Source organism: Pseudomonas sp. Irchel s3b6, from assembly GCF_900187415.1.
Taxonomy (GTDB): Bacteria; Pseudomonadota; Gammaproteobacteria; order Pseudomonadales; family Pseudomonadaceae; genus Aquipseudomonas.
On the sequence record NZ_FYDM01000001.1, the window covers coordinates 166632 to 192329 of the forward strand.

A 25698-nucleotide genomic window follows, 5' to 3' on the forward strand; every position below is an offset into this window, starting at 1 on the left:
GTTAAGGCAGCAGAGTGACAGTTGAGTGACAAAAAAGGGCCTGATTATAGGCTGATGAGTTGTAGGTGATTTCCCTGAAAGCGGGCATCCGTCTTATACTAGGCGGCTTATTGCCCGGGTTTTGCGACCAGGGCCAGTACCAACCAAGGAGTTTGCGTCTATGCGCTGGAGCAATTGCCTGGCTCGAGTATGTGTGTTTGCCGGCGTTTTGCTGGTCCCGTTCGCTGCCCAGGCGGCCACCGAAGAAGACCCTTGGGAAAGCATCAACCGCCCCATCTACACCTTCAACGATGTGCTGGACACCTATGCCCTCAAGCCTTTGGCACAGGGTTACCAATTCATCACGCCGCAGTTCCTTGAAGACGGCATTCACAATATGTACCGCAACATCGGTGACGTCGGCAACCTGGCCAACGACATCCTGCAGGCCAAGCCACATGCCGCGGGTGTCGACACTGCGCGCCTGATGCTCAACACCACCCTGGGCCTGGCCGGCTTTTTCGATGTGGGCACCAAGATGGGCCTGCAACGCAACGACGAAGACTTCGGTCAGACCCTGGGCTATTGGGGCACGCCCAGCGGTCCTTACGTGATGCTGCCGTTCTTCGGTCCGAGCACACTGCGTGATGCGCCGTCCAAGTACATCGACGGCTATGCCCAGCCTTACCGCTACATGAACGACGTTCCGGCGCGCAACATGGCGATCGGCATGGACGTGATCGACACCCGCGCCAGCCTGTTGTCGAGCGAGAAGCTGATCAGCGGCGACAAGTACGTGTTCATTCGTAATGCCTACCTGCAAAACCGTGAATTCAAGGTCAAGGACGGCCAGGTTGAAGACGATTTCTGAATCGACTCCGGCATGACAGGAAGGCGGCCTGATGGCCGCCTTCTTTGTCTGGATCGTTGTTCAATTCGTCGTGAAGTCGCCGGTATTGTTCCGCTTGAACCCTGCCACTTCGGTTTCGGCCTTCGGGGCCCTGTTATATCCGTATCCATCCGAAGACGGATGAAATCGCGCTTTTCACGGTAGCCACGACCGGTTTGGCTCATGGGTACGATCCTTCCATTGTGTCGCGGATTTAGCTGTTCTTATAACTCCCGGTGATTTGCGACGCAAAGACGCCGGATGACCATCGGCGCAAGCTTGAAACACCTCGCGGATGGGAGTACCGTCTGCGCCTTAGAAGGGCACCTCTGATGAACACGTGTGTAGGGCAAATGCTCGAAAGCAGTGCAACAGAGAGGCTAGAAAGCGAATCCAGTAGTGTGTGCCGGGCCAATTGCCCCGCCAGCTACGCCAACCTAATTCTGGCGCCGTTTGCCCACATGCAAAAAACCAGTGCCACGCTGCTGATAATCGATGACGACGAAGTAGTGCGCGCGAGTCTCGCGGCCTATTTGGAAGACAGTGGGTTCAGCGTCCTTCAGGCCAGCAATGGCCAGCAGGGGCTCGCGGTATTCGAGCAAAATCAACCCGATCTCGTGATCTGCGATCTGCGCATGCCGCAGATGGGCGGGCTCGAACTCATTCGTCAGGTGACCGACCTTTCGCCGCAAACCCCGGTGATCGTGGTATCCGGTGCCGGCGTGATGAACGACGCGGTCGAAGCCTTGCGCCTGGGCGCGGCGGATTACCTGATCAAGCCGCTGGAAGACCTGGCCGTGCTTGAGCACTCGGTACGCCGGGCGCTGGACCGCGCGCGACTGCTGGTGGAAAACCAGCGCTATCGCACCAAGCTCGAAACCGCCAATCGCGAGCTCGAAGCCAGCCTCAACCTGTTGCAGGAAGACCAGAACGCCGGGCGTCAGGTGCAGATGAACATGCTGCCGGTCAGCCCTTGGGCGATCGACGAGTTCAAGTTTGCCCACCAGATCATTCCATCGCTGTACCTGTCGGGCGATTTTGTCGACTACTTCAGGGTCGACGAACGTCGGGTAGCCTTCTACCTGGCGGACGTTTCGGGGCACGGCGCGTCCTCGGCATTCGTCACGGTGCTGCTGAAATTCATGACCACGCGCTTGCTGTTTGAATCAAAGCGTAATGGCACCTTGCCGGAATTCACCCCTTCAGAAGTCCTCGGCCATATCAACCGGGGCCTGATCAGCTGTAAGCTGGGCAAACATGTCACGATGGTCGGTGGCGTCATCGACGAGGAGACCGGTTTGTTGACCTATAGCATCGGCGGACACCTGCCGTTGCCAGTGTTGTACACGCCAGACAGCGTGGGTTATCTCGAGGGTCGCGGTCTGCCGGTGGGCTTGTTCAACGAAGCCACCTACGAAGACCACGTCATCAAGCTGCCGCCGGTGTTCAGCCTGACGCTGATGTCCGACGGTATTCTGGACCTTTTGCCAGAACCCACACTCAAAGAAAAAGAAGCCGCCTTGCCGCAACGGGTAAGATCGGCGGGCGGCAGCCTGGACGGTCTGCGGCAGGTTTTTGGATTGGCCACGCTAGGGGAGATGCCGGATGATATCGCCCTGTTAGTGTTGAGCAGGAATCTTCAATGAGTACCGGTAGAATCCAGTTCGCCGAGCAGGACGGCACCTTCGTCCTGAAGTTCGTCGGTGAAGTTCGCCTGACCCTGTGTTCGGCGTTGGATGCGACTATAGAGCGGATCTTCACCGCGTTGAATTTCAATGCGATCGTGATCGATCTGACCGAAACCCGCAGCATCGACAGCACCACGCTGGGCCTGCTGGCCAAGCTGTCGATCATGTCGCGGCAAAAGGTCGGCCTGCTGCCGACGGTCGTCACCACCCACGAAGACATCACCCGTCTGTTGGAGTCCATGGGCTTCGAGCAGGTGTTCAACATCGTTGACCGCCCAGTGCCATGCCCTGAGTGCCTGACCGACCTGCCAGACCAGGACCAGTCCGAAGAAGTGGTGCGGATCAAGGTGCTTGAGGCACACAAGATCCTGATGGGCCTGAACGACTCCAACCGCGAAGCGTTCCACGACCTGGTGAATGCCCTGGAGCGTCACTGATCTCAGATAACTGAGTGCCTGTGGCGAGGGAGCTTGCTCCCGCTGGGCTGCGAAGCAGACCCAAAATCAGCGTACAAAAAAGGGCGAACCTGTGAGGGTTCGCCCTTTTTGCACTGGCTAGGCCTGAATCACAACTTGGCCTGCAACAGCGCCTCCAGCTTCTCCTGGTCCCGCGCGAACTGGCGAATGCCTTCGGCCAGCTTCTCGGTCGCCATCGCGTCTTCATTCGATGCCCAGCGGAACTGCGCTTCGGTCAGGCTCTGGCGCGCTTCACCGGCGTGGCCTGGTGCCAGCTTGCGTTCCAGCTTGCCGGTGTCGGCCGCCAGCTTCTCGATCAGGTCCGGGCTGATGGTCAGGCGATCACAGCCGGCCAGTTGCTCGATTTGATTGAGGTTGCGGAAGCTCGCGCCCATGACCACGGTCTTGTAGTCATTGGCCTTGTAGTAGTTGTAGATGCGCGTCACCGACTGCACGCCCGGATCATCGGCGCCGGTGTAGTCGTTGCCGTTGGCCTTTTTGTACCAGTCGTAGATGCGGCCCACGAACGGCGAAATCAGGAATACACCGGCCTCGGCACAGGCAATCGCCTGGGCGAAGGAGAACAGCAGGGTCAGGTTGGTCTGGATGCCTTCCTTTTCCAGTTGCTCGGCGGCGCGAATGCCTTCCCAGGTGGAGGCGATCTTGATCAGCACGCGGTCGCGGCCAATGCCGGCCTTGTCGTACAGCTCGATCAGGCGGTGCGCGCGTTTGAGCATCGCGTCGGTGTCGAACGACAGGCGCGCATCCACTTCGGTGGAAACACGCCCCGGAATCACTTTCAGAATCTCCTGGCCCACCGCAACAGCAAAGCGGTCACTGGCCAGGCCGACATCGCCCTTGCAGTCATGGACGCAGGCGTTCAGCAGCTCGGCATAAGCAGGAATGGCGGCCGCCTTGAGCAGCAGGGACGGGTTGGTGGTGGCATCCACCGGTTTAACGCGGGCGATAGCCTCGAAGTCGCCGGTATCGGCCACGACGGTGGTGATTTGTTTGAGTTGTTCCAGCTTGGAAGTCATGAGCGTGCTCTATCCTGTGGGTCTGTTGACATTACCCGAGCGCTGACAGCCACTCAAGGGCGCGAATGCGTAACAACGGCCTGGGCGGCAACTACCTGGAAACAGGTGTTTGAAAGGCCCGGCGCTATCCGTTAACTACGATGTCGAAACAGACCACAGGTTCAATACAAACGACGGTCAGCGCCCCTCGAGCAGCGCCGCCGCCTGATCCAGCAATACCAGCGGCTCCTTGGCCTTGTGGATGTCCACCGACAGCAGCTGGCGAAACTTGCGTGCCCCCGGAAACCCGGTGCCCAGGCCCAGCACGTGCCGGGTGATATGGTGCATCGCACCACCCGCGTCCAGGTGCGCAGCGATATACGGTCGCAACTGCGCCAACGCTTCAGCGCGGCTAATCACCGGCGCAGTGCTGCCGAACAACTGCTGGTCCACCTCGGCCATCACATAAGGGTTGTGATACGCCTCGCGGCCCAGCATCACCCCGTCAAAGGTCTGCAAATGCTCGCGGCAGGCCTCCAGCGTCTTGATCCCGCCGTTGAGAATGATCTCCAGCTCCGGGAAATCCGCCTTTAGCTGCGCGGCCACGTCATACCGCAGCGGCGGAATATCCCGATTCTCCTTCGGCGACAAACCCTCGAGAATCGCAATCCGCGCATGCACGGTAAAACTGGTGCAGCCGGCATCTCGCACCGTACCGACGAAATCACACAGCTCGGCATAACTGTCGCGGCCATTGATCCCGATCCGGTGCTTCACCGTCACCGGAATCGACACCGCGTCGCGCATCGCCTTCACGCAATCGGCCACCAACTGCGGATGCCCCATCAGGCACGCGCCAATCATATTGTTCTGCACCCGATCACTCGGACAGCCGACGTTGAGGTTCACCTCGTCATAACCGTGCTCTTGCGCCATGCGCGCGCAGGCCGCCAGATCCAGCGGAACACTACCGCCCAACTGCAACGCCAACGGATGCTCGGCCTCGTCGTGACGCAGGAAGCGCTCGTGATCGCCGTTGAGCAGGGCGCCCGTGGTGACCATCTCGGTGTAGAGCAGCGCATGCCTGGAGAGCAGGCGCAGGAAGAAACGGCAGTGGCGGTCGGTCCAATCCATCATGGGGGCGACGGAAAAGCGTCTAGACAGCTCTGGCCTTGTATTTACTGCTCTGGAGTGGGTGTTCTGTGCCATTTTGCTCTACGTGTTCACAGCATGTTTTAGGGCGTTTTCAGGCGTTTTTTCGATGGCGCTGGTACAATGTACCAATCACTTTCGGAATTGTACCAGTCGACTATGGCAACGATCAGAGCACGAAAACGCACCGATGGCTCAGTCAGCTACACAGCACAAATACGCCTGTTTCGCGATAGAGCGCAAGTCTACCAAGAGAGCCAGACCTTCGCCCGGAAACAGGCAGCTCAAGCCTGGGTGCGGCGACGTGAGGCAGAGCTTGATCAGCCGGGTGCAATCGAGCGAGCCAATCGGAAGGGCGTCACGGTTAAGGAGATGATTGCCCAGTACCTGGTGGAAATAGAGAAGGCTCGGCCGCTAGGTAAAACTAAGCGAGCTACTCTCAATGCCATTGCCGAAACCGAGTTCGGTCAGACCGTTGACTCTGAGATCAATAGTCAACGATTGGTTGACTACGCGCTTTGGCGTATGAGTAAGGAGGGTGGTGGTGTACAGCCTCAGACCGCCGGCAATGACCTGGCGCATCTTGGTGCTGTTCTATCAATAGCTCGACCGGCCTGGGGGTATGAGGTCGATATCCATGCAATGGCGGATGCCCGTAAGGTATTGAAGAAGTTGGGCTACAACATGAAAAGCCGTGAGAGGGATCGGCGGCCCACCAAGGACGAACTTGATAAGTTGCTGAAACACTTCACCGGGATCCTTCAACGGCACCCCAGCTCAATCAACATGCTCAAAGTGAGTGGTTTTGCACTGTTCTCGACGCGTCGACAAGATGAAATTTGTCGCATTCTTTGGGCTGATGTCGACGAGGAAGGGAAAAGGGTACTGGTACGAGACATGAAGAACCCGGGGCAGAAAATCGGCAACGATGTCTGGTGCCTCCTTCCTGATGAAGCCTGGCGCATTCTGCAGAGCATGCCGAAAAGCTGCCCAGAGGTGTTCCCCTACAACTCGGCATCTATTTCGACGTCATGGGCGAAAGCGTGCAAGTTTCTTGAGGTCGAGGATCTGCATTTCCACGATCTGAGGCACGATGGAGTGAGCCGGTTATTTGAGATGGGCTGGGACATTCCCAGGGTCGCCAGTGTTTCTGGTCACCGCGATTGGAATTCTATGAGGCGCTATACGCATTTAAGGGGGCGTGGTGACATTTATGCTGGATGGAAGTGGCTGGATAAGATAGTCGAAGCTGTTGTGGTGTCCCGTTTGTAAAATTAACTTTCAAGGAAGGGAGGGGTGGGTTGTGACTATAGCAACTAGTTTCTGGGTTCGAGATTATAGAGGGTTTAAAGGCGTCGGCGCGGGCCTTGAGGTTGTCAAGCCTATAAATGTGATAGTTGGTAAAAATAATATCGGTAAATCTAGTCTAATTGCTGCTGTGGAACATATGTTTAGGGATCTTGGGACCCAGTATGAGATCAGCAATAGTGTTGAATTTTGTGAAGAGTTAACTGAGGCGGAATTACAAGCTCAGTTTAGTAGCGGTATGGCTGGGGGAGATCTGCCTGATAATCATTGGCGAGGGCATGGGCAGAATTTTGTAGGTGAACGCGTAGTTTGGAAAGAATCTGCGAGAGACGTGGAGGTGCTCAGGATTGAAGGGGGGGATGGAGCAACGCTCCTAACTGGTGAAAGATCACGTCTCAGTAATGTAATAACAGTGAGTAAGCGTCGGCATTTCCGCCATATTCGACTTGATGCGGATAGAGATCTTGTAAGGGAGGTGCACTCGAATGAGTGTTCGTTGCAGAGTAATGGGGTTGGCGCTACAAATATAGTTCAAAACTATATAAATAGTTCGAACTTGGATAGGGACCTTATTCAGGTAAGGTTGCTTGCCGCGCTGAATGAGGTTTTTACTCCGGATACATTGTTTTCGGAGATTGTAGTTCAGTTTCATCCTCATAGTAATAATTGGGAGATTTATCTAGGGGAAGAAGGAAAGGGCCTAGTTCCGCTATCAGCTTCAGGGAGCGGTCTGAAGACTGTTATTTTGACTTTGATTAATTTGTTGGTTCGTCCGAATTTTGAGAGCAGAGCTATTGATAGTTATGTCTTCTCGTTTGAAGAGCTAGAAAATAATCTGCATCCATCTCTACAAAGGAATTTGTTTTCATTTTTGCTTGCGTATGCGCAATCGAAGGGGTGCTATATATTTTTAACTACACATTCACAGGTGGCAATTGATCTTTTTCATGGTGAGGCCGATGCGCAAATTCTTCATGTTAAAAAGCAAGATGGAGAAGTGCTTGGTGTTGTATTGGATGACTTAAATCGCGGTTACTCTGTTCTGGATGATTTAGGAGCAAAGGCAAGTGATATACTTCAGGCTAATGGCATTATCTGGGTTGAAGGCCCTTCGGATAGAGTTTATTTAAATAAATTTATCGAGTTGTGGGGTGAGGGGGCGTACAGGGAGGGGCATCACTATCAGTTTATTTACTATGGTGGTAGCGTGCTTGCGCATATCGACGCTAGTACTCCGGAAGCGGACATACAGGAAGCTGTTAGCGCAATTAAGATAAATAGGAATTTTATTTTTGCGTGTGATAGTGATAGAAAGAGCAAAAATGGAAAATTAAAGAACAGAGTTACTGAGCTTCTTGCTAGCGTCGCTAACGAACGGGGGTATGTGTGGGTTACGCGATGCAGGGAAATCGAAAACTATATTCCGAAAGAGTGTTTTGAATTGGAGTATGGCGCCTCTAATCTTCCACAAATCAGCGAGTATGAGTATGTGCAGGACTACATGAATCATAATCGTCTCTCTATAGCTGTTGCGTTTGCAGATAAACATCATAAAGCGGTAAGGTTTAGTGAGAACTTCTCCAAAGAAAATCTATCATTTCGACCGGAGTTAGCTGTGGTAATGACTGAAATTATTGAGCGCTTAATGATGTGGAATAGTTAAGATGATGCTCGGTTTCTGTTGTGATGAGTACAATGACAAATGCAGCGGCTGATAAAGATTGTCCAGATGCCCGCGAGGTGAGCGCTTGGTTTGTCGTGTGAGTCAGCAGGCTCGGCGAAGTCCATTGAGCTGGTTGTGTTCCTTCACTGCCGCCTCCCGTTGTAGATCAAGGTAGGCCGCGAGGTCAGTGATATGAATACCTTTGGCACTCTTCTGGCTCGGCTCCAGCCTTGTGATGGGAATCCTGATCTGGCCTGCCAGCACCTTGCGCTGGAACATCTCCGGAGTCAGGTGCGTGAAGTAATCCTTGCAGATCTGATCCAGAGGGATGATCGCCAGGCCGTTGTATTGAGCAATAAGGATGAAGGCAGTGTTCATGCTACCTCCTGGTTTTTATTTCTTTTGGAGTACGACGGGTCAGCGCCTATCAATACGTCCTCTGATGCTTCTGGCCACTGGTCGCGAATTGAGTCGAAATCACCTTCGTTCCAGCACCGAAAAAACTCAATGCCGTCAATATCACCGGAAGCCTCCTCCAGGGCGAAACCGATCGCGGCCACAGCGGTGTCATTGTCCAGCGGATGCTGATCTTCTGTCGGTGTCCGAGCATTCATGGAGCAACACGCGTCCGACTTGACCCGGCGCATGCTCAACGAATTGTCGGCATCACCGATGCCGGTGACCGGGGATTGATTACGTTGGCGGCCTGCCAGGCATACGTCAGAGGTACTGGCCGCTGAACTGGAGTCACCAGCCGGCTCAATTTAAATTTAGAACTTGTCAGCCCAGCCCTATGCCCTTTGTTGGGGTGTAGGGCTTTTTTAGTTTTGGCGTGGGTAATTAGAGTGAGTTCTGAGTGCAGGCAAAAATGTTGCTGATCCCAGTTTTGCTCACTTTGGCATAGTTTGTTTTTTGCCGCTGATGAAAATGTAGGTGTCTGGTTCCCAGTCGAACTTCATTTTTGCGGTATCGGCAGCAGCCAGTTTTTTGTCCGCGGCTTGAAATTGGTTGTAATCCATTGTGCCACTGTAGATGTAGGTTTTTCCTGGGTCAATCTGACTGTCGTTAGTGAGTCCAATTTTTTTGATCACCTCGCCGAACATGTCGCTGAGTACAACTGTCCCCTTGATGCCAGACAGAGCCTCGGTTGTATTGTTATGTAACGCAATTTCAATGGAGAAGTATTCGCTGTATTGTTTGTTTTTATAGTCGACCGGGTTGAGCTTGAGCTCAAGCAGAGATGCTGTAAGAGTGCCATTCATTTCCTTGAGTGCCACAAGTTGCTGCTGTTTCACTTGTTCAGCCAAGGCTTGTTGCTTTGCCGTTTCGACGGCTTTGGCTTCTACCCAAGCCTGCTGTGTTTTCAGGGCATCTCCCAAGGTTGTATCTGACACGATCGTGTTGCCGCCGAAGGCGCTTGCCACTACTTGGCGAGCAGCGTAACCGCCAAACAACTTTCTCTCGTTTTCATCCAGTTTACCAACAGCTTCCATCAGGCCTTTGTCCTCCGACCATTTGCTGATGTCGGCAGGCAGTTTTGCTAGCTTTGGATCAGAGCAAGCTGCGAGTAGCAGGCAGGCAAGAAGGGTTACGATAGCTTTTCCGTTCATGGTTCATTCCTTAATAACATCATGTTGAGGCTCATCCGCTTACCTGATACTGGCCAATCGCGAGTATGGTCGAGAGATTTTCAGGCAAGACTTTGGAGTTCTCAAGCTTTTGTGGGGGGGGGGGCGTAGAAATTAGGGCAAAACACAGGTCACCGCAGGCCGATTCTGGCGTTGTCTTGGCGTTTTTCACCTAGTAAATGCTGGTCTGTAGCGGTTTGAGCGTATAGCGGAGGGGGTTCGAATCCCTATCTACACTTCAAATCCCGAATCATGGCAATGACCGCTTTCAACTGTGGATTCAATTCGATGATTGCGAATTGCTAGTTTCCACAAAGGTGCAGGGGCGACCGTTCGCCCCTGCTGTGTTCAATCAACGCAACCTAGGTATCAAAGCAAGGATGCCAGGCCTGCCAGAATCGGTGAGAACACAGTAATATGCGCTGAAACGTCCTGCATAAAGTCCTTATACGCGTCTCGGAAACGTCCTTCTTTGTGCCCAACGGCAAGCTCTTCGACGTTTTTTAGCAACGCCCCCTCGGTCGTCCCATCGAAACCTTGGGCCTTCACCGCCGCGATAAGCTCATCGAAAACTGCCGGCTGCTGATAGCTCGTCTTCACTGTAGCGGTGGCACCTGCAGAGTTGATATTGATACTGGACCCGGATACCCCGCTCAGGGTGATGTTTGCCTCTTGCTTCACGATGACCTCTCCATTTTCCTCTCTGTACAAATCGCTGCGTTTGAGCATTTCCAACGTCGAGCGAACTGCTGCCAACAAGTTCTCTTGCCGCTTGAAAAGCGAAACCATGCGCCCTACTGACCAAAGCTCAACGTCATGATCAGCACATACTTTTATCGCATCTTCCGGAATTTCGGGCGTATACCCACCGTACACCCAGCTACCCTTGAAATGCTCGACAATTGAAGTGAGCGTCGGATATCTGCCAAAATCGGTATTGATCTCGATCAACGAACCGCCCATGTACATAGCCATGTCTCGCCCCGTTGCGTATACAGCTTCGACCTTGTAACGCTTGTTGTAGGGCACCCGAACGATGAATTTGAAGTCTTCCTCGTTCTTCAGATGAACCCAGTCCTTATCATGCTTGTAGAACTCCAGACCTATATTAAGGAGCCTGGAAATATGCGGTGCTACCGATTCCAAATCCCGTCTAACTTCCACGTTGTGCTCTCCGGCCTCGGCAAACTCGTTTGTCCTTCTGAAATGCGCCACTACTTTGACATATGAGCGATCGGCCGGCCAGAGGAAGGGCATCGTGGTTGTTGGCTAACGTTGAGTTTGCGAAGACCTAGAGACGTTCTAGCTGCCAGCGCCACGATTGCTAATGAGATTTGGTCGACACCAGCGGCAACCTATGGTCGGAAATTGCTTAAGTGTGAGCCTTGACGGACGTTTTTTATAAGCAAGACAGTGTTCGTGATCGGAGCCAAAAAAGGTTGCTTAAATTTGCTACGGTATGACTCACCCACATAGGTAACAAAACAGTTCAAGCCTATCGAGACCGCTAACTTGGCAAGCACGAGTCGAATGACAGGGCTATCGCTGCGTTCAACCCATCCTGCGTACAGCTCACAATTCATACCATTGCATTATAGGGATGTTCAGATTGGTTATATCCGCGCTCCAACATTCGGCTACCGTGATCATTAATACGGTGTGTTGACGCTATGTTTGCCTCTGCTGCGATACATCCACATCCCCCAAGCACGAGGAAACCATGATGAGCTCCCACAAAGCTGTCGCTGTTTCTCTGGCCTTGCTCAGCGCAGCCTTCCTGGCATCTGCGGCCCAGGCCGAGGGAGCGGGTTTGATTACCGCCACCCCATCCGAACTCAAGTGGACAGCGGCACCGTCGGTGGGGCCCGGTGCGATGATCGCAGTGATTGAAGGTGATCTGAAAGCCGCCGAGCCCTTCACTCTGCGCTTGAAGCTGCCGGCAAATACGAAAATCGGCGTGCATACCCATCCCGTGACCGAACGCGTAACCGTTATCTCGGGCACTTTCTACTTCGCCACCGGCGACAAATTCGATTCGGCACAGGCCAAAGCCTATCACCCGGGTGACACCCTGATCATTCCTGTCGGCATGTCGATGTATGGCGCCAGTCGAGAACAGGAAACCGTACTCCAACTCCACGGCACGGGGCCTTGGGGGATCACCTACCTCAACCCGGCGGACGACCCCAGGAACAGCAAGATGTAGCGAGCGTTCTCGCCTGAATGGGTAGCCGGTTAGCTGGAGTTTCGGGACAAGGTCAGACTGCGGCAACACGCCCGGCGTGTTGCCGCAGTCCTCAGTCGGCTGTGGAAAGCCCATGCTTGTGTGCGTAGGCGTACAGATCTATGCGGTTCGTCAGGCCCAGCTTGCTATAGATCGATGTCAAATGGTTGCGCAGCGTGTGCTCGCTGATGTGCAGCCTCTCGGCCACCAACTTGCCAGGGGCGGAGGGGTCGCTGGCCAGCGATGCAATGGTCTGGTGCTCGCGGCGCGTTAGCTTGGCGATTTTTTGCTGCTCCGGGTCTTTATCGCGCTCGGCTTTCTTGCGCGCCAGTTCAAGAAAGATACGGCTGGTCGCATTGCGGTCAATCCAGAGTTCGCCGTCATGCACTTTTTCTATGGCTTTGAGCAATGTGGATGCGGATGCCGACTCCCGCTTATCCACCACGCCACGTGCACCCGCCAGCACCGCACGGTCATGCAGCGCCACGTCGCTCGACCCTGTCACCACCAGAATCCTGGCTTTGGTCTGGCTGTGCAAGTCGGCCAGCGACTCGATACAGTCCTCGCCGTCCAGGTCCAGCACCACCACATCTGGCGCGTCTTGGTGCAGCGAAAGCAGGTATTGCGCCACCGACGGCGCCGAACCCAGCAGCGCCAACCTCGGTTGAGCGCTTTCCACCAGACGCTCAAGGCCCCAGGCCACGAGCGGTAGAGCGACTAACTGGACTTGAATTGGCATGCGGGATGCTGCCTCTTTAGGCGGGTTGTGTTAGCTGCTCATGATAGCAATCGTTGCAGCCTGTCGCTTTTTTCTATAGCGCTTCAGGCAGCCCCTCCCATGACATTTGTCCCATAAAACACTGTTTTCATGGGGGATTGACTCCCAGAAAAAAGGGATAGCGCGCTCATGTAAAAAACAGTGGTCGTTTTTAGACTGCAACCATGAAAGACGCATACCGAACTGAGCCCCGTGAACAAGTCACCCTGTCGCTGCAACTGACCGGCGGGAGCGAAGGTGTCACCCGTGACATCAGCGCCTCCGGTTTGTATTTCGTAACCGATAGCGAGCAGCAGGTGGGTAGCTTGATTGACTTCGAGATCGAACTCGACACCCCCGGCGGCCCCATGAAGTTCAAGGCACAAGGACAAATCGTGCGCATTGAGCCACAGGGCGGCAGGACCGGGGCGGGCGTGAAGCTGCTGGCCAGCCGGTTGGTTCCGGTTGAGTGAGCTGTTCGTGGGTTGAGGAAGAATCGGCTTGTGGCGGTTAGCGGCCCACAGCGGTTTTTTTGCTCAGAGTGACATTCTTGGGAGAAAGACATGGCTAGCACCACCACTACCAGCGGCGGAACCGTTACCTCGTTTTCCAACACGCCACAGGCGAAGGATGACATCTTCACCACCACTGAAGATACGCTGGGGGTCGTGTATTGGGACGTCATGTCTAATGACCTCGGCGGCAACGCGAAGACACTCTGGTCACTCGACAACGCGGACAGTCTTTCTACTGCCACCAAGACTTATGCTCCTGCCGACCTCCTGACCCAGGATACGGCGAGGGCTGAGGCGACGAGTTCTGACACCAGTTTGAATGGTGCAAAGATCTGGATCACCTCGGACGGTAAGGTCGGCTACGACGCCGCTACTTTGTCGGGTGCTTTCAAGGTGCAACTCCAGGCGCTTGCTGCTGGCGAGCTCCTGACGGACAGCTTTACCTATGCGATTCGTCTCGGCAACGGAACGCTCGGTTGGGCCACCACGACGGTGCAGTTTTCGGGCGTGAATGATGGTGTGACGATGAGCATCGGCGCGCAGGCCGGCATGGTGACCGAAGACGCCGGCACCACTGCGAGCACGACCGACTCGCTGACGGCCAACGGCACGATTGCCTTTAACGACGTCGACCTGAGCGACACGCACACGGCGACGTTCGCGCCGACGGGGGGCAACATTACTTATCTTGGTACGTTCGCGCTCTCGCCGGTAAGCGAAGCAGCGAACGAGGCCAACGGCTCGGTGCAATGGACGTACAGCCTGAGCAATGCGGCGGCGCAGTACCTGGCCCAGGGACAGACAGTTACCGAAACTTACCTGGTCACCATCAGCGATAGCCATGGTTCGTCGGTAACGCAGAATGTGACCATCACCATCACCGGCACCAATGACGCGCCGACGGTGACGGCGACAGAGGTCGAAAGCGGTGCGGTGGCCGAAGACGGCACCACGGTGGCCAGCGGCAGCTTCGCCTTCGGCGACGTGGACCTGGCCGATGACGCGCATGTGGCCAGCGTGAGCGCGCCGACCGGTACGCTGGGTACGCTGGTAGCCAATGTGAGCGACGAGAGCACAGGCGACGCTGCGGGCAGCGTGGGCTGGACCTATACGCTGGACAACAGCGCGGCGCAGTACCTGGCCGAGGGCCAGATCAAGACCGAAGTGTTCACGGTGACGCTGACCGACGACTTCGGGGCGACGGTGACCAAGGACGTGACGATCACCCTGACCGGCACCAACGACCAGCCGACACTGACCATCGCCGACACTACCGGAGCAATGAACGAAGGCAACGCCGCAGCCACGCTGAGCGACAGCGGTGCGCTGAGCTTCGCCGATCTGGACAGCCACGACGTAGTGACCGTCAGTCAGACCTTCAATGACGACCTCACCTGGAGCGGCGGTACCCTCGACGCGGCGCAGGCCGCAGCGCTGGTGGCCGGTTTCTCGGTCGATCAGGACAGCTGGAACTACAGCAGCAGCCAGAACCTGGACTTCCTGCGCGCCGGTGAAACCATCACCTTCTCCTACGCCGTGATAGCCAGCGACGACAGCGGCGCGGGCAACGCGGTCTCGGCGACGCAGACGGTGACGATCACCCTTACCGGCACCAACGACCAGCCGACACTGACGATCACCGACACGACCGGGGCAATGAACGAAGGCAACGCGGCAGCCACGCTGAGCGACAGCGGTGTGCTGAGCTTCGCCGATCTGGACAGCAATGATGTAGTGACGGTCAGCCAGACCTCCAACAACGACATCGCCTGGAGCGGCGGTACCCTCGACGCGGCGCAGGCCGCAGCGCTGGTGGCCGGTTTCTCGGTCGATCAGGACAGCTGGAACTACAGCAGCAGCCAGAACCTGGACTTCCTGCGCGCCGGCGAAACCATCAGCTTCTCCTACGCCGTGATAGCCAGCGACGACAGCGGCGCGGCTAACGCGACCTCGGCAACACAGACGGTGACCATCACCCTGACCGGCACCAACGACCAGCCGACACTGACCATCACTGACACGACCGGGGCAATGAACGAAGGCAACGGCGCAGCCACGCTGAGCGACAGCGGTGCGCTGAGCTTCGCCGATCTGGACAGCCACGACGTAGTGACGGTCAGCCAGACCTTCAACAACGACCTCGCCTGGAGCGGTGGTACCCTCGACGTGGCGCAGGCTACGGCGTTGGTGGCGGGTTTCTCGGTCGATCAGGACAGCTGGAACTACAGCAGCAGCCAGAACCTGGACTTCCTGCGCGCCGGTGAAACCATCAGCTTCTCCTACGCCGTGGTGGCCAGCGACGACAGCGGGGCGGGCAACGCGGTCTCGGCGACGCAGACGGTGACGATCACCCTGACCGGCACCAACGACCAGCCGACACTGACGATCACCGACACGCTCGGGGCGATGAACGAAGGCAATGCGGCCGCCACGCTGAGCGACAGCGGTGCGCTGAGCTTCGCCGACCTGGACAGCCATGATGTGGTGACCGTCAGTCAGACCTCCAACGACGATATCGCCTGGAGCGGCGGTACCCTCGACGCGGCGCAGGCCGCAGCGCTGGTGGCCGGTTTCTCGGTCGATCAGGACAGCTGGAACTACAGCAGCAGCCAGAACCTGGACTTCCTGCGCGCCGGTGAAACCATCACCTTCTCCTACGCCGTGATAGCCAGCGACGACAGCGGCGCGGGCAACGCGGTCTCGGCGACGCAGACGGTGACGATCACCCTGACCGGGACCAACGACCAGCCGACACTGACCATCACCGACACGCTCGGGGCGATGAACGAAGGCAATGGGGCGGCCACGCTGAGCGACAGCGGTGCGCTGAGCTTCGCCGACCTGGACAGCCATGACGTAGTGACCGTCAGCCAGGCCTTCAACAACGACCTCGCCTGGAGCGGCGGTACCCTCGACGCGGCGCAGGCTACGGCGCTGGTGGCGGGTTTCTCGGTCGATCAGGACAGCTGGAACTACAGCAGCAGCCAAAACCTGGACTTCCTGCGCGCCGGTGAAACCATCAGCTTCTCCTACGCCGTGATAGCCAGCGACGACAGCGGCGCGGCTAACGCGACCTCGGCAATACAGACGGTGACCATCACCCTTACCGGCACCAACGACCAGCCGACGCTGACGATCACCGACACGACCGGTGCAATGAACGAAGGCAACGGGGCGGCCACGCTGAGCGACAGCGGTGCGCTGAGCTTCGCCGACCTGGACAGCCATGACGTAGTGACCGTCAGCCAGGCCTTCAACAACGACCTCGCCTGGAGCGGCGGTACCCTCGACGTGGCGCAGGCTACGGCGTTGGTGGCGGGTTTCTCGGTCGATCAGGACAGTTGGAACTACAGCAGCAGCCAGAACCTGGACTTCCTGCGCGCCGGTGAAACCATCAGCTTCTCCTACGCCGTGGTGGCCAGCGACGACAGCGGCGCGGCTAACGCGACCTCGGCAACACAGACGGTGACGATCACCCTGACCGGGACCAACGACCAGCCGACACTGACCATCAGCGACACGCTCGGGGCGATGAACGAAGGCAATGGGGCGGCCACGCTGAGCGACAGCGGTGCGCTGAGCTTCGCCGACCTGGACAGCCATGACGTAGTGACGGTCAGCCAGACCTTCAACAACGACCTCGCCTGGAGCGGCGGTACCCTCGACGCGGCGCAGGCCACGGCACTGGTGGCGGGCTTCTCGGTCGATCAGGACAGCTGGAACTACAGCAGCAGCCAAAACCTGGACTTCCTGCGCGCCGGTGAAACCATCAGCTTCTCCTACGCCGTGATAGCCAGCGACGACAGCGGCGCGGGCAACGCGGTCTCGGCGACGCAGACGGTGACCATCACCCTCACCGGCACCAACGACCAGCCGACGCTGACCATCACCGACACGACCGGGGCAATGAACGAAGGCAGCGCGACAGCCACGCTGAGCGACAGCGGTGCGCTGAGCTTCGCCGATCTGGACAGCAACGACGGGGTGACGGTCAGCCAGACTTTCAACGACGACCTCACCTGGAGTGGCGGCACCCTCGACGCGGCGCAGGCCGCGGCGCTGGTCGCCGGTTTCTCGGTCGATCAGGACAGCTGGAACTACAGCAGCAGCCAGAACCTGGACTTCCTGCGCGCCGGTGAAACCATCAGCTTCTCCTACGCCGTGATAGCCAGCGACGACAGCGGCGCGGGCAACGCGGTCTCGGCGACGCAAACGGTGACCATCACCCTGACCGGCACCAACGACCAGCCGACACTGACCATCACCGACACGACCGGGGCAATGAACGAAGGCAATGCGGCCGCCACGCTGAGCGACAGCGGTGCGCTGAGCTTCGCCGACCTGGACAGCCATGACGTAGTGACCGTCAGCCAGGCCTTCAACGACGACATCGCCTGGAGCGGTGGTACCCTCGACGTGGCGCAGGCTACGGCGTTGGTGGCCGGTTTCTCGGTCGATCAGGACAGTTGGAACTACAGCAGCAGCCAGAACCTGGACTTCCTGCGGGCCGGTGAAACCATCACCTTCTCCTACGCCGTGGTGGCCAGCGACAACAGCGGCGCGGGCAACGCGACCTCGGCGACGTGGACCGTCACCATCACCATTACCGGCAGCAACGACGCGCCAGTGCTCAGTTTCACGATGGGCAATGATGCCGGCGCGGTGCAGGAAGACACCACGCTCGCCGTGAATGGCCAGTTCAGTTCGGCCGACATCGATCACGATGCCACGGCGACATGGACCATCAATGGCTCGTCAACAGGCACCTACGGTTCGATCGCGGTGGACAACACCGGCAAGTGGATCTACACGCTGGCCAATGGCACCAATGGCGTCGCCAGTGCGGTGCAGTCGCTGAAGGCTGGCGAGAGTCATGATGACGTGTTTACGGTGCACGTCAGCGATGGCCTGGGTGGCGTGGACACCCAGCTGGTGACCGTCACCGTCAGCGGCAGCAACGATGCGCCAGTGCTCAGCTTCGCGGTGGGCAATGATGCCGGCGCGGTGCAGGAAGACACCACGCTCACCGTGAATGGCCAGTTCAGTTCGGCCGACATCGATCACGATGCCACGGCGACATGGAGCATTGCGGGTGCGGATACGGGCACCTACGGTTCGATCGCGGTGGACAACACCGGCAAGTGGACTTACACGCTGGCCAATGGCACCAATGGTGTCGCCAGTGCGGTGCAGTCGCTGAAGGCTGGCGAGAGTCATGATGACGTGTTTACGGTGCACGTCAGCGACGGCCTGGGCGGCGTAGACACCCAGCTGGTGACCATCACCCTCACCGGCACCAATGATGATCCGGATATCCATCTGGTCACGAGCGACAGTGCGAGCGCGACGCTGACGGAGACTAATGCGGGGCTCACCGCGAGCGGTACGCTGAGCGTCAATGATGTCGATCTATTAGATTCGATCAGCACGTCAATCACCGGAGTGGTTGCAACAGGCACTACTGCAGGGCTTGGCCTGACGAACGCGCAACTGCTAAGCATGCTGAGTGCAACACCTGCTTCCGGCCTGGCGGCTGACAGTGGCGACGCGCACAACCTGGTCTGGAGCTTCGATTCCGGCATACAGGCATTCGACTATCTCACTGTCGGCCAGTCCCTGGTGCTGACTTACACGATGCAGAGCGCAGACAACACTGCTGCGTCTGACACACAGACAGTGACAGTGACTATCAACGGCACGAACGACGACACGACGGCGCCGACGGTAACGGGCACCAGCTATGGCACTAACGATGGCACGCTCAAGGCAACTGAGACGGTGACACTGAGCGTAACTTTCAGCGAGGTCGTACTGGTCACAGGTTCGCCGACGCTCAACCTGAACACCGGCGGGACGGCAAGCTACGCGAGCGGCTCGGGCACTAATACGCTGACGTTCACTTACACGGTAGGGGCCGGTCAAAATACAGCCGACCTTACCCTGGCTGCGTCCCCATTCACGCTTGGTGGTGCGACGATCAAAGATGCGGCGGGGAACAATGCCATTCTTACAGGAGCCAATGGCGTCAATCCAACCGGCACATTGATAATCGATACTGTTGCACCCGTCGGGGGGGCTGGGGGGGGGAACGGATACTACGTTCCAGGTAGCAATGTTTTCACAATAGGTGTGACTGACACTTCAGGTTCAGGCGTGGTGTCGGTGACCGTTCATGATAACCATCCCACTTCTCCTGTCGCAGACTTCTCTTTAGTGCTGGTGAATGGAACTGCAACCAATGGAAATTGGGCGATAGATGGCGATACCAGCTCCGCTTTAGGAACTTCAGACAGTATAGAAGGGCACAATGTCACAGTGACCATGACTGACCTGGCGGGTAACACAAGCACGAGATCAGGAGTTGCCCCAGCGGGGATCGCTGGAGAGGCTATCAACCTTGCACTGACTGATCCGACGGTGGGCGCAAGTGACTCTATCCTGGTGACGATAACAGGGATGCCGTCAGGCTGGACGCTGAACGCCGGAACCAACAACGACGACGGTAGCTGGACAGTGCATACCGACGATCCCGGCTCACTGACGGTGACCACGCCAACTGACTTCGCCGGCGCGCTGGTGCTCGACGTCAGCATGACCTGGACCAACGCCGATGGCAGCATTGGCAATACCTTCGTTTCCGACAACGTCGAAGCCTACGCCCCAGGCTCACCGATCTTCGCTTTGTCAGCGGACGACAACCTGACTGGCTCCAGCGGCGCCGACCTGTTCGTGTTCGCCCAGCCGATCGGCAACAACGTCATTCACAACTTCGATGCGGCGGCGGACAAGATCGACTTGATCGGCTTCACGGGCGTCAACGATTTTGCGGATGTGAGTGTCGTCAACGACGCGAGCGGCAATGCCGTGGTCAGCATCAGCACCGGCCAGACGATTACTGTCAAAGGCGTGGATGCGGCGGCGCTGAGCGGGGCCAACTTACTGTTCGATGTGGACCCGGTCACGACTAATACGGGCACCATCGCCATTGCCGACGGCGCGATCATGCCGTTCGGTGGCAGCATCGACAACAGCGGCACCATCACGCTCGGCTCCACCGGCAGCGGGACCCATCTTGAGATCCTGTTCCGCGGCGCGACGTTGACCGGTGGCGGGCAAGTGGTGCTGTCCGACAGCGCGCAAAACGTGATCTTTGGTGGCAGCGCGGACACGGTACTCACCAATGCCGACAACACCATCTCGGGTGCCGGCCAGTTGGGAGCGGGGCAGATGATGCTGGTCAACGCAGGCCTGATCCTTGCCAGCGGCGTCAATGCGCTGGTGATCGATACGGGTAACAGCGCCGTCATCAACACGGGCGTGCTGGAAGCCAGCGGCAGCGGCGGACTGGTGATTAAAAGCGCGCTCGTCAACAGCGGTAGCCTGTGGGCGAACGATGGCAATATCATCATCCACGCAGATGCCAGCGGCGCGGGAAGCGCGACTATCAGCGGTTCGGCGATGCTCGAATTCGGTGCTGCCTCCGATCAGCACGTGACGTTTGACAGCGGCGCGGCAGGTACGCTCAAGCTCGATGTGTCGACGGCGTTCAGTGGCAGCGTCAGCGGTTTTACCACGGGCGACACGCTGGACTTTGGCGATATAGCGTTCGGCGCCAATACGCAGATCACCTATGCAGCGAGTGACACAGGCACCGGCGGCATGCTGATCGTGAGCGACGGCGTGCATGTGACGCAGGTCGCGCTGAGTGACCAATACGCGGCGGCGGGCTTGCAGGCGAACGCCGAGGGCAGCGGCAGTGAGCTGGCCTACGATGCCGCGGCGGCCAACCACACGATGCTGGGCGGCCTGGCCAACGACATTCTGGTCGGCGGCGCGGGTGACGATCTGTTCCTCGGCGGGCTGGGCAACGACACGCTCAACGGCGGCCTCGGCAACGATACCTTTGTGTTTGCTGCTTCGGGCTTTGGCAACGACTCGATCCAGGGCTTCGACGCCAATCCGACCGGAGGGCAGGACTTGCTCAATATCGCGGGGCTGGGGATCAGCAGCGAGACGTTCGCCGCCAACGTGAGCATTGCGGCTGACGGGGCGGACACGGTGATTGGGATCGGAGTGGAGTCTATTCGCCTTGTCGGTGTCAGCAGTGAAGGCATCGACCAGGCGGACTTTATCCTGACGGTATGATGTTTTTGCTGCTGGCCGCACGTTGCTACGCGGTTGCAGACCCCATTGCGGATAAATTTGCGATGGGGTCTGTGCGAGGTGTTTTTCTCGGCATTCCACCCGGAGCGATTCATTTCGGCTTTTTCGAAATTGATTGAGACTGATCTTTTATGTGGCGTTTCTGTTGTTCCGGGAAACGATACTTGATCAGAACAATGAGTCTCGAGGCTCAGCGGGTAAGTGAACGTTCTGTCAGCTCTAATAGAGGGGTGCCGGATGTATCATTCGTTCAACCATGAGAATGGTTAAGCGACCTTGTCGGAATGCAGCGCCTGGCTATCCATGGTGATTCGGACTGCGTCATGACGCCAGAACTCGCGATCGCAATCAAGTATCTGTCCATGTTGATCGTAGTTGACGCGAATGATCATTAGCAGCGGGCTGCCTTCTGGCAGATTGAGGTAATTCGCCACGCTGGCCTGTGCCGCCGTCGGGTAAATATCAAAAGTCGCGCGGCCGCAATGGATGTCATAGTGCTTTCGGTAAATCAATGTCAGCGACTGACTCAGGTCCAGTTTCAATATGTCCGGGAAAAACTCGGGTTTCAGATAATGTTCTACAAACATCACAGGGCGCCCATCGACTGAACGCAGGCGGCGTATACAGTGCAGCCTGCTTAACGGCGGCACCGCCAACTTCAGGCACAACTCCGGGCTCGCCAATTCCGTACTGGTCGACATGACCTGTGTGATCGCCTTGCGTCCCTGGCTTTCGACCATCTGGTGGAACAGTGAGTGTGTGAAGGGGTTGTACACCAGTCGGGGTGGGGTAACAAACCAGCCACGCCTGCTTTCCCGATAGATCGATCCTTGCGCCTCCATTCTTTGCAGGGCTTCTCTGAGCGTAATGCGGGTTGTGGAAAACAGCTCGCTCAGTTCTCGCTCGGAAGGGAGCTTGCTACCGGACGCCAGCGTGCCATCGATGATCTGCGTTGCCAGGGCGTGATGGATGGTGGCAGCTTGGGTGGTGATTTTTTTTGTCACGGTGAAGGTCTGGATGATTTTCGAGCGCTGATGTTATCCCAGTTAATGATTTCATTCCCTTTACGACTCTCAACTGATGCTCTTCGGGCACACCTGGCCCACTACCTCCCTGACGTTTGATCTCCCGCGACGGGGGCTCGACTGTCGTCCGCGTTCGCGTTCTGGTGCACCTTGGGATAGCGCTTGCCTTTCTTGTTTCTGGTCGAGCCAGGCGCGCCACGAGCGTGGCATCGACAGTAACGACAGCCCTGTTGCATTGCGCATATCTCATCGCATTGGGGGCAGTGTCCCAGCATCCCGAGTGTCATATTTCGGTCATTTCCTCTGGGTAGTATCCAGTTTCCGCCCCAATCTGGTCTATACCACACGGCTAAATCATGAAAAAAATCCTGATTACGAGTTTGCTTGCAAGTGCCTTGTCGATTGCAGTTCCTGCTGCGTATGCGCAGCAGGACATGGATGCTTTAGTCGCCGCAGCCAAAAAGGAAGGCGCGGTTAATAGTCTGGGGATGCCGGATAACTGGGCGAACTGGAAAGATACCTGGGCCCAGATCACGCAAAAATATGGCCTGGTACACCTGGATACCGACATGAGTTCCGGGCAGGAAATCGCCAAATTCGAAGCTGAGAAAACGAACGCATCAGGCGACATCGGCGACGTTGGCCAATCGTTCGGCCCGATTGCCGTCAGGAAGGGTGTAACCCAAGCCTACAAGCCGACCAACTGGGACGACATTCCGGCGTGGGCCAAAGACGAAGACGGTCATTGGGTCGTGGCTTATAGCGGGACCATTTCCTTCATCAGCAACAATAAGCTGGTCAAGAATCCGCCCAAGACCTGGGGCGATTTGCTCAAAGGCAACTATAAGGTGACCGTAGGCGAAGTAGGTGTTTCGGCGCAGGCCAACAGTGCGCTGCTGGCAGCCGCGATTGCCAATGGCGGCAACGAAAAGAATCTGCAACCTGCGTATCAGTTGTTTGCCGAACTGGCTAAACAAGGGCGGCTCTCCATGACCGATGCGAGTATTGCCAACCTGGAAAAAGGTGAAGTGGAGGTCGCGCTGTTATGGGACTTCACCTCATTGGGTTACCGCGAAAAGATTGACCCATCCTTGTTCACGGTCTCCATTCCCGAAGATGGAAGTGTGAGTGCCGGCTATTCAACCCTGATCAACAAATACGCGCAGCATCCGAACGCCGCCAAACTGGTGCGTGAATACATCTTCAGCGATGCCGGCCAGATTAACCTGGCCCGTGGTTTCGCGCGTCCGATTCGTAGCGACGTGGTCCTGCCACAGGATGTAAAGGACAAGATGTTGCCTGCTGCGCAATATAACAACGCCAAACCGATCCAGGACTTCGTGGCGTGGGAGGGGACCACCAAGGCCATACCGCGCCAGTGGCAAGAGCAAGTCATGATTTATAACAAGTAATGCCAAGGGCGTTAGGCCGCCTCTACAAACCACTGCGCGCACGTTGCTCGTTCACTACGGTTTTTAGAGGTGGCCATGAGAGGAGTGTTCGGGGCATTGGCCGCACTAAAGCTTTACTGCCGCGGTGCCCCGCTATCACTTATCAAAACCCAAGGAACACGGAGTTGCTAGTTGTATGACAGTTGCATCGAACCCGCTGGCCACCCCAGTGACCATCGACACCCGGCTTTCTCCACGCTTTCGCCACTGGCGGGCGGCGCTGGTCCTGCTGCCCTTGTTATGTGTATTGGCGTTGTTTTCACTGGCGCCGACAGCATGGCTGCTGATCAACAGCGTGCAGGTTGATGGCGCATGGTCGCTGGCGAACTTCAGTGAAATCCTGAGTTCCCCGTTTTACCGTCAGGCCTTTGGCAACAGCCTCTGGGTTTCCGTCTGCTCCAGCTTGATTGGATTAGCCATCGCGCTGGTGGCCGCCGCTTCGTTGAAGCGGGTGGATTGCACGGTTCGCGACATAACGGTGGCATTCACCAACATGACGGGCAACCTGAGTGGGGTGTCATTGGCATTCGCCTTCATTATCGTGATGGGAACCAATGGTGCCGTGACGTTGCTCTTGCGGCGATGGGGTTGGCTGACTGATTTTGATCTATACACGCAGACTGGGCTGACGCTGATTTACAGCTATTTCCAGATACCGCTGGCGGTACTGTTGCTCTATCCAGCCTTTGATGCGCTGCAGGACGATTGGCAAGAGGCCGCCTCCTTGCTGGGTGCCAGTCGCGCCAGTTACTGGCGCCGGGTTGCGTTGCCGGTGCTGATGCCGGCGATTTTCGGTACGTTCATTTTGTTGTTGGCCAATGCCATGGGGGCGTATGCCAGTGCGTACGCACTGATGACCTCCAACTACAACCTGGTCACCATCCGGATTTCCAGCCTGGTCGCAGGGGACATTTCTCTGGAACCGAATCTGGCGGCAGCACTGTCCGTGCTTCTGGTGGCGATGCTGGTGTTCGTGGCGATGGTCAACCAGTTCTTGATGAAGAGAAGCTACCATGCACACTAACCGTTATCACCAGTTCGTGCTGTATGGCTTGATGGCTCTACTCAGTGTCCCTGTTCTGGCGACCCTGGTTTATTCATTTTCCCAACATTGGGGTGCAACGATATTACCCGATGGGCTGACGTTCGACTGGTATCTCAAGTTGTGGCAAGAGCCGCGCTTCTTGAGCGCATTTAGTCATTCCTTGTTGATTGCACTGGGCACATTGGTCTTCAGCACAGTGGTCATCGTGCCTGCCACCTTTGTCGTGTTCTATTATTTTCCGCACTTGGATCGATGGATGAACATCCTGATTCTGATCCAGTTCGCGGTGCCGCCTGTGGTGTCGTCGGTGGGCCTGTTGCAGATTTATGCCGACGGCCCGTTACCGCTGATTGGCACGCCGTGGGTACTGATAGGGTGTTATTTCACAATTGTTCTGCCGTTCATGTACCGGGCACTCGCCAATGGTCTGCAAGGGCTGAACGTGCGCGACCTGATGGATGCGGCGCATCTGCTGGGGGCAAGTACTCCCGCTGCTTTTCTACGGGTGGTCTTGCCGAATATCCGCAAGGGATTGATGGCCGCCTTGTTTCTCTCTTTCTCCTTCCTGCTGGGCGAGTTCGTGTTCGCCAACATACTGGTTGGCAGCCGTTACGAAACCTTGAACGTCTATCTCTATTCCGTGCGCTCCACCAGTGGCCATTTTGTGAGTGCCGTGGTGATGAGTTATTTCATATTTACGCTGGGCGTGACCTGGATCGCCACCCGCTTGAGCCGATAGG

Annotated in this window: 19 protein-coding genes and 1 pseudogene; 12 read left to right on the forward strand and 8 right to left on the reverse strand. The window is 57.0% G+C overall.

Annotated elements, in window-relative coordinates; genetic code table 11:
• Positions 1-160: 160 nt before the first annotated feature.
• From CKW07_RS00735 to rssC, 3 genes are all read left to right on the forward strand, one after another.
• The gene (locus CKW07_RS00735) at positions 161-850 is read left to right on the forward strand and encodes a VacJ family lipoprotein (protein ID WP_095143146.1); all 690 of its coding nucleotides are present in this window, start codon (positions 161-163) and stop codon (positions 848-850) included.
• Positions 851-1329: 479 nt separating this feature from the next.
• Positions 1330-2514, forward strand: coding sequence for a two-component system response regulator RssB (gene rssB, locus CKW07_RS00740; protein WP_095082305.1), 1185 nt, complete (start codon positions 1330-1332; stop codon positions 2512-2514).
• A complete protein-coding gene (gene rssC / locus CKW07_RS00745) occupies positions 2511-2993 on the forward strand; it encodes an anti-sigma factor antagonist RssC (RefSeq protein ID WP_095082307.1) in 483 nt (160 codons plus the stop codon). The genes rssB and rssC overlap by 4 nt, the downstream gene beginning before the upstream one ends.
• 128 nt (positions 2994-3121) lie before the next feature.
• On the opposite strand, the gene tal is transcribed toward rssC, so the two are convergent.
• Together tal and dusA are read right to left on the reverse strand one after the other, a co-directional pair.
• Positions 3122-4048: a transaldolase gene (tal, locus tag CKW07_RS00750; protein WP_095143147.1), complete on the reverse strand. Its 927-nt coding sequence runs from the start codon at positions 4046-4048 to the stop codon at positions 3122-3124.
• A 177-nt stretch (positions 4049-4225) separates the two neighbouring features.
• Positions 4226-5236: a tRNA dihydrouridine(20/20a) synthase DusA gene (gene dusA / locus CKW07_RS00755; RefSeq protein WP_095143148.1), complete on the reverse strand. Its 1011-nt coding sequence runs from the start codon at positions 5234-5236 to the stop codon at positions 4226-4228.
• Positions 5237-5338: 102 nt separating this feature from the next.
• Between dusA and CKW07_RS00760 the strand changes: the two genes are divergently transcribed.
• On the forward strand, positions 5339-6451 hold the full coding sequence (locus tag CKW07_RS00760; RefSeq protein ID WP_176465260.1) for a site-specific integrase: 1113 nt from the start codon (positions 5339-5341) through the stop codon (positions 6449-6451).
• Between the two features lie 31 nt (positions 6452-6482).
• Complete coding sequence (locus CKW07_RS00765; protein WP_095143150.1) at positions 6483-8150, forward strand: ATP-dependent endonuclease; 1668 nt, start codon at positions 6483-6485, stop codon at positions 8148-8150.
• A 102-nt stretch (positions 8151-8252) separates the two neighbouring features.
• On the opposite strand, the gene CKW07_RS00770 is transcribed toward CKW07_RS00765, so the two are convergent.
• Together CKW07_RS00770 and CKW07_RS25380 are read right to left on the reverse strand one after the other, a co-directional pair.
• Positions 8253-8528, reverse strand: coding sequence for a pyocin activator PrtN family protein (locus CKW07_RS00770; RefSeq protein WP_095143151.1), 276 nt, complete (start codon positions 8526-8528; stop codon positions 8253-8255).
• Positions 8525-8764 (reverse strand): hypothetical protein, encoded by a 240-nt coding sequence (locus CKW07_RS25380; protein ID WP_176465249.1) that lies wholly within the window; start codon positions 8762-8764, stop codon positions 8525-8527. Before CKW07_RS25380 ends, CKW07_RS00770 begins: the two co-directional genes overlap by 4 nt.
• On the opposite strand from CKW07_RS25380, the pseudogene CKW07_RS25560 reads away from it, so the two are divergent.
• Positions 8759-8890 (forward strand): annotated as a pseudogene (locus tag CKW07_RS25560) (lysis protein); the annotation flags it as partial. The gene CKW07_RS25380 and the pseudogene CKW07_RS25560 sit on opposite strands and share 6 nt — an antisense overlap.
• Before the next feature lie 150 nt (positions 8891-9040).
• Here CKW07_RS25560 and CKW07_RS00785 read toward each other — a convergent pair.
• Both CKW07_RS00785 and CKW07_RS00790 read right to left on the reverse strand, forming a co-directional pair.
• Positions 9041-9760, reverse strand: coding sequence for a hypothetical protein (locus tag CKW07_RS00785; RefSeq protein WP_095143153.1), 720 nt, complete (start codon positions 9758-9760; stop codon positions 9041-9043).
• Positions 9761-10147: 387 nt separating this feature from the next.
• Positions 10148-11035, reverse strand: a complete 888-nt coding sequence (locus CKW07_RS00790; protein WP_256576995.1) for a hypothetical protein — start codon at positions 11033-11035, stop codon at positions 10148-10150.
• Positions 11036-11501: 466 nt separating this feature from the next.
• Here CKW07_RS00790 and CKW07_RS00795 point away from each other — a divergent pair, with 466 nt between their 5' ends.
• On the forward strand, positions 11502-11984 hold the full coding sequence (locus tag CKW07_RS00795) for a cupin domain-containing protein (RefSeq protein WP_095143154.1): 483 nt from the start codon (positions 11502-11504) through the stop codon (positions 11982-11984).
• Between the two features lie 91 nt (positions 11985-12075).
• On the opposite strand, the gene CKW07_RS00800 is transcribed toward CKW07_RS00795, so the two are convergent.
• Positions 12076-12741 (reverse strand): response regulator transcription factor, encoded by a 666-nt coding sequence (locus CKW07_RS00800; RefSeq protein ID WP_095143155.1) that lies wholly within the window; start codon positions 12739-12741, stop codon positions 12076-12078.
• A gap of 203 nt (positions 12742-12944) precedes the next feature.
• Between CKW07_RS00800 and CKW07_RS00805 the strand changes: the two genes are divergently transcribed.
• Both CKW07_RS00805 and CKW07_RS00810 read left to right on the forward strand, forming a co-directional pair.
• Positions 12945-13232, forward strand: a complete 288-nt coding sequence (locus CKW07_RS00805) for a PilZ domain-containing protein (RefSeq protein WP_095143156.1) — start codon at positions 12945-12947, stop codon at positions 13230-13232.
• 90 nt (positions 13233-13322) lie between these two features.
• A complete protein-coding gene (locus tag CKW07_RS00810) occupies positions 13323-21419 on the forward strand; it encodes a VCBS domain-containing protein (RefSeq protein WP_095143157.1) in 8097 nt (2698 codons plus the stop codon).
• A 284-nt stretch (positions 21420-21703) separates the two neighbouring features.
• Here the strand turns inward: CKW07_RS00810 and CKW07_RS00815 are convergent, their stop codons facing one another.
• Positions 21704-22441 (reverse strand): UTRA domain-containing protein, encoded by a 738-nt coding sequence (locus CKW07_RS00815; RefSeq protein ID WP_095143158.1) that lies wholly within the window; start codon positions 22439-22441, stop codon positions 21704-21706.
• Positions 22442-22818: 377 nt separating this feature from the next.
• On the opposite strand from CKW07_RS00815, the gene CKW07_RS00820 reads away from it, so the two are divergent.
• From CKW07_RS00820 to CKW07_RS00830, 3 genes are all read left to right on the forward strand, one after another.
• Positions 22819-23874 (forward strand): ABC transporter substrate-binding protein, encoded by a 1056-nt coding sequence (locus tag CKW07_RS00820; protein WP_095143159.1) that lies wholly within the window; start codon positions 22819-22821, stop codon positions 23872-23874.
• Between the two features lie 175 nt (positions 23875-24049).
• A complete protein-coding gene (locus CKW07_RS00825) occupies positions 24050-24937 on the forward strand; it encodes an ABC transporter permease subunit (RefSeq protein WP_095143160.1) in 888 nt (295 codons plus the stop codon).
• Positions 24927-25697, forward strand: a complete 771-nt coding sequence (locus CKW07_RS00830) for an ABC transporter permease (protein ID WP_095079514.1) — start codon at positions 24927-24929, stop codon at positions 25695-25697. Before CKW07_RS00825 ends, CKW07_RS00830 begins: the two co-directional genes overlap by 11 nt.
• The last annotated feature ends 1 nt before the right edge of the window (position 25698 follow it).

What these genes read in the sequence shown, in the direction of transcription:
- CKW07_RS00735 (WP_095143146.1), top strand. Translation starts at nt 161, where the DNA reads ATGCGCTGGAGCAATTGCCTGGCTCGAGTATGTGTGTTTGCCGGCGTT.
- rssB (WP_095082305.1), top strand. Translation starts at nt 1,330, where the DNA reads ATGCAAAAAACCAGTGCCACGCTGCTGATAATCGATGACGACGAAGTA.
- rssC (WP_095082307.1), top strand. Translation starts at nt 2,511, where the DNA reads ATGAGTACCGGTAGAATCCAGTTCGCCGAGCAGGACGGCACCTTCGTC.
- tal (WP_095143147.1), bottom strand. Translation starts at nt 4,048, where the DNA reads ATGACTTCCAAGCTGGAACAACTCAAACAAATCACCACCGTCGTGGCC.
- dusA (WP_095143148.1), bottom strand. Translation starts at nt 5,236, where the DNA reads ATGGCACAGAACACCCACTCCAGAGCAGTAAATACAAGGCCAGAGCTG.
- CKW07_RS00760 (WP_176465260.1), top strand. Translation starts at nt 5,339, where the DNA reads ATGGCAACGATCAGAGCACGAAAACGCACCGATGGCTCAGTCAGCTAC.
- CKW07_RS00770 (WP_095143151.1), bottom strand. Translation starts at nt 8,528, where the DNA reads ATGAACACTGCCTTCATCCTTATTGCTCAATACAACGGCCTGGCGATC.
- CKW07_RS25380 (WP_176465249.1), bottom strand. Translation starts at nt 8,764, where the DNA reads ATGAATGCTCGGACACCGACAGAAGATCAGCATCCGCTGGACAATGAC.
- CKW07_RS00785 (WP_095143153.1), bottom strand. Translation starts at nt 9,760, where the DNA reads ATGAACGGAAAAGCTATCGTAACCCTTCTTGCCTGCCTGCTACTCGCA.
- CKW07_RS00790 (WP_256576995.1), bottom strand. Translation starts at nt 11,035, where the DNA reads ATGCCCTTCCTCTGGCCGGCCGATCGCTCATATGTCAAAGTAGTGGCG.
- CKW07_RS00795 (WP_095143154.1), top strand. Translation starts at nt 11,502, where the DNA reads ATGAGCTCCCACAAAGCTGTCGCTGTTTCTCTGGCCTTGCTCAGCGCA.
- CKW07_RS00800 (WP_095143155.1), bottom strand. Translation starts at nt 12,741, where the DNA reads ATGCCAATTCAAGTCCAGTTAGTCGCTCTACCGCTCGTGGCCTGGGGC.
- CKW07_RS00805 (WP_095143156.1), top strand. Translation starts at nt 12,945, where the DNA reads ATGAAAGACGCATACCGAACTGAGCCCCGTGAACAAGTCACCCTGTCG.
- CKW07_RS00810 (WP_095143157.1), top strand. Translation starts at nt 13,323, where the DNA reads ATGGCTAGCACCACCACTACCAGCGGCGGAACCGTTACCTCGTTTTCC.
- CKW07_RS00820 (WP_095143159.1), top strand. Translation starts at nt 22,819, where the DNA reads ATGAAAAAAATCCTGATTACGAGTTTGCTTGCAAGTGCCTTGTCGATT.
- CKW07_RS00825 (WP_095143160.1), top strand. Translation starts at nt 24,050, where the DNA reads ATGACAGTTGCATCGAACCCGCTGGCCACCCCAGTGACCATCGACACC.
- CKW07_RS00830 (WP_095079514.1), top strand. Translation starts at nt 24,927, where the DNA reads ATGCACACTAACCGTTATCACCAGTTCGTGCTGTATGGCTTGATGGCT.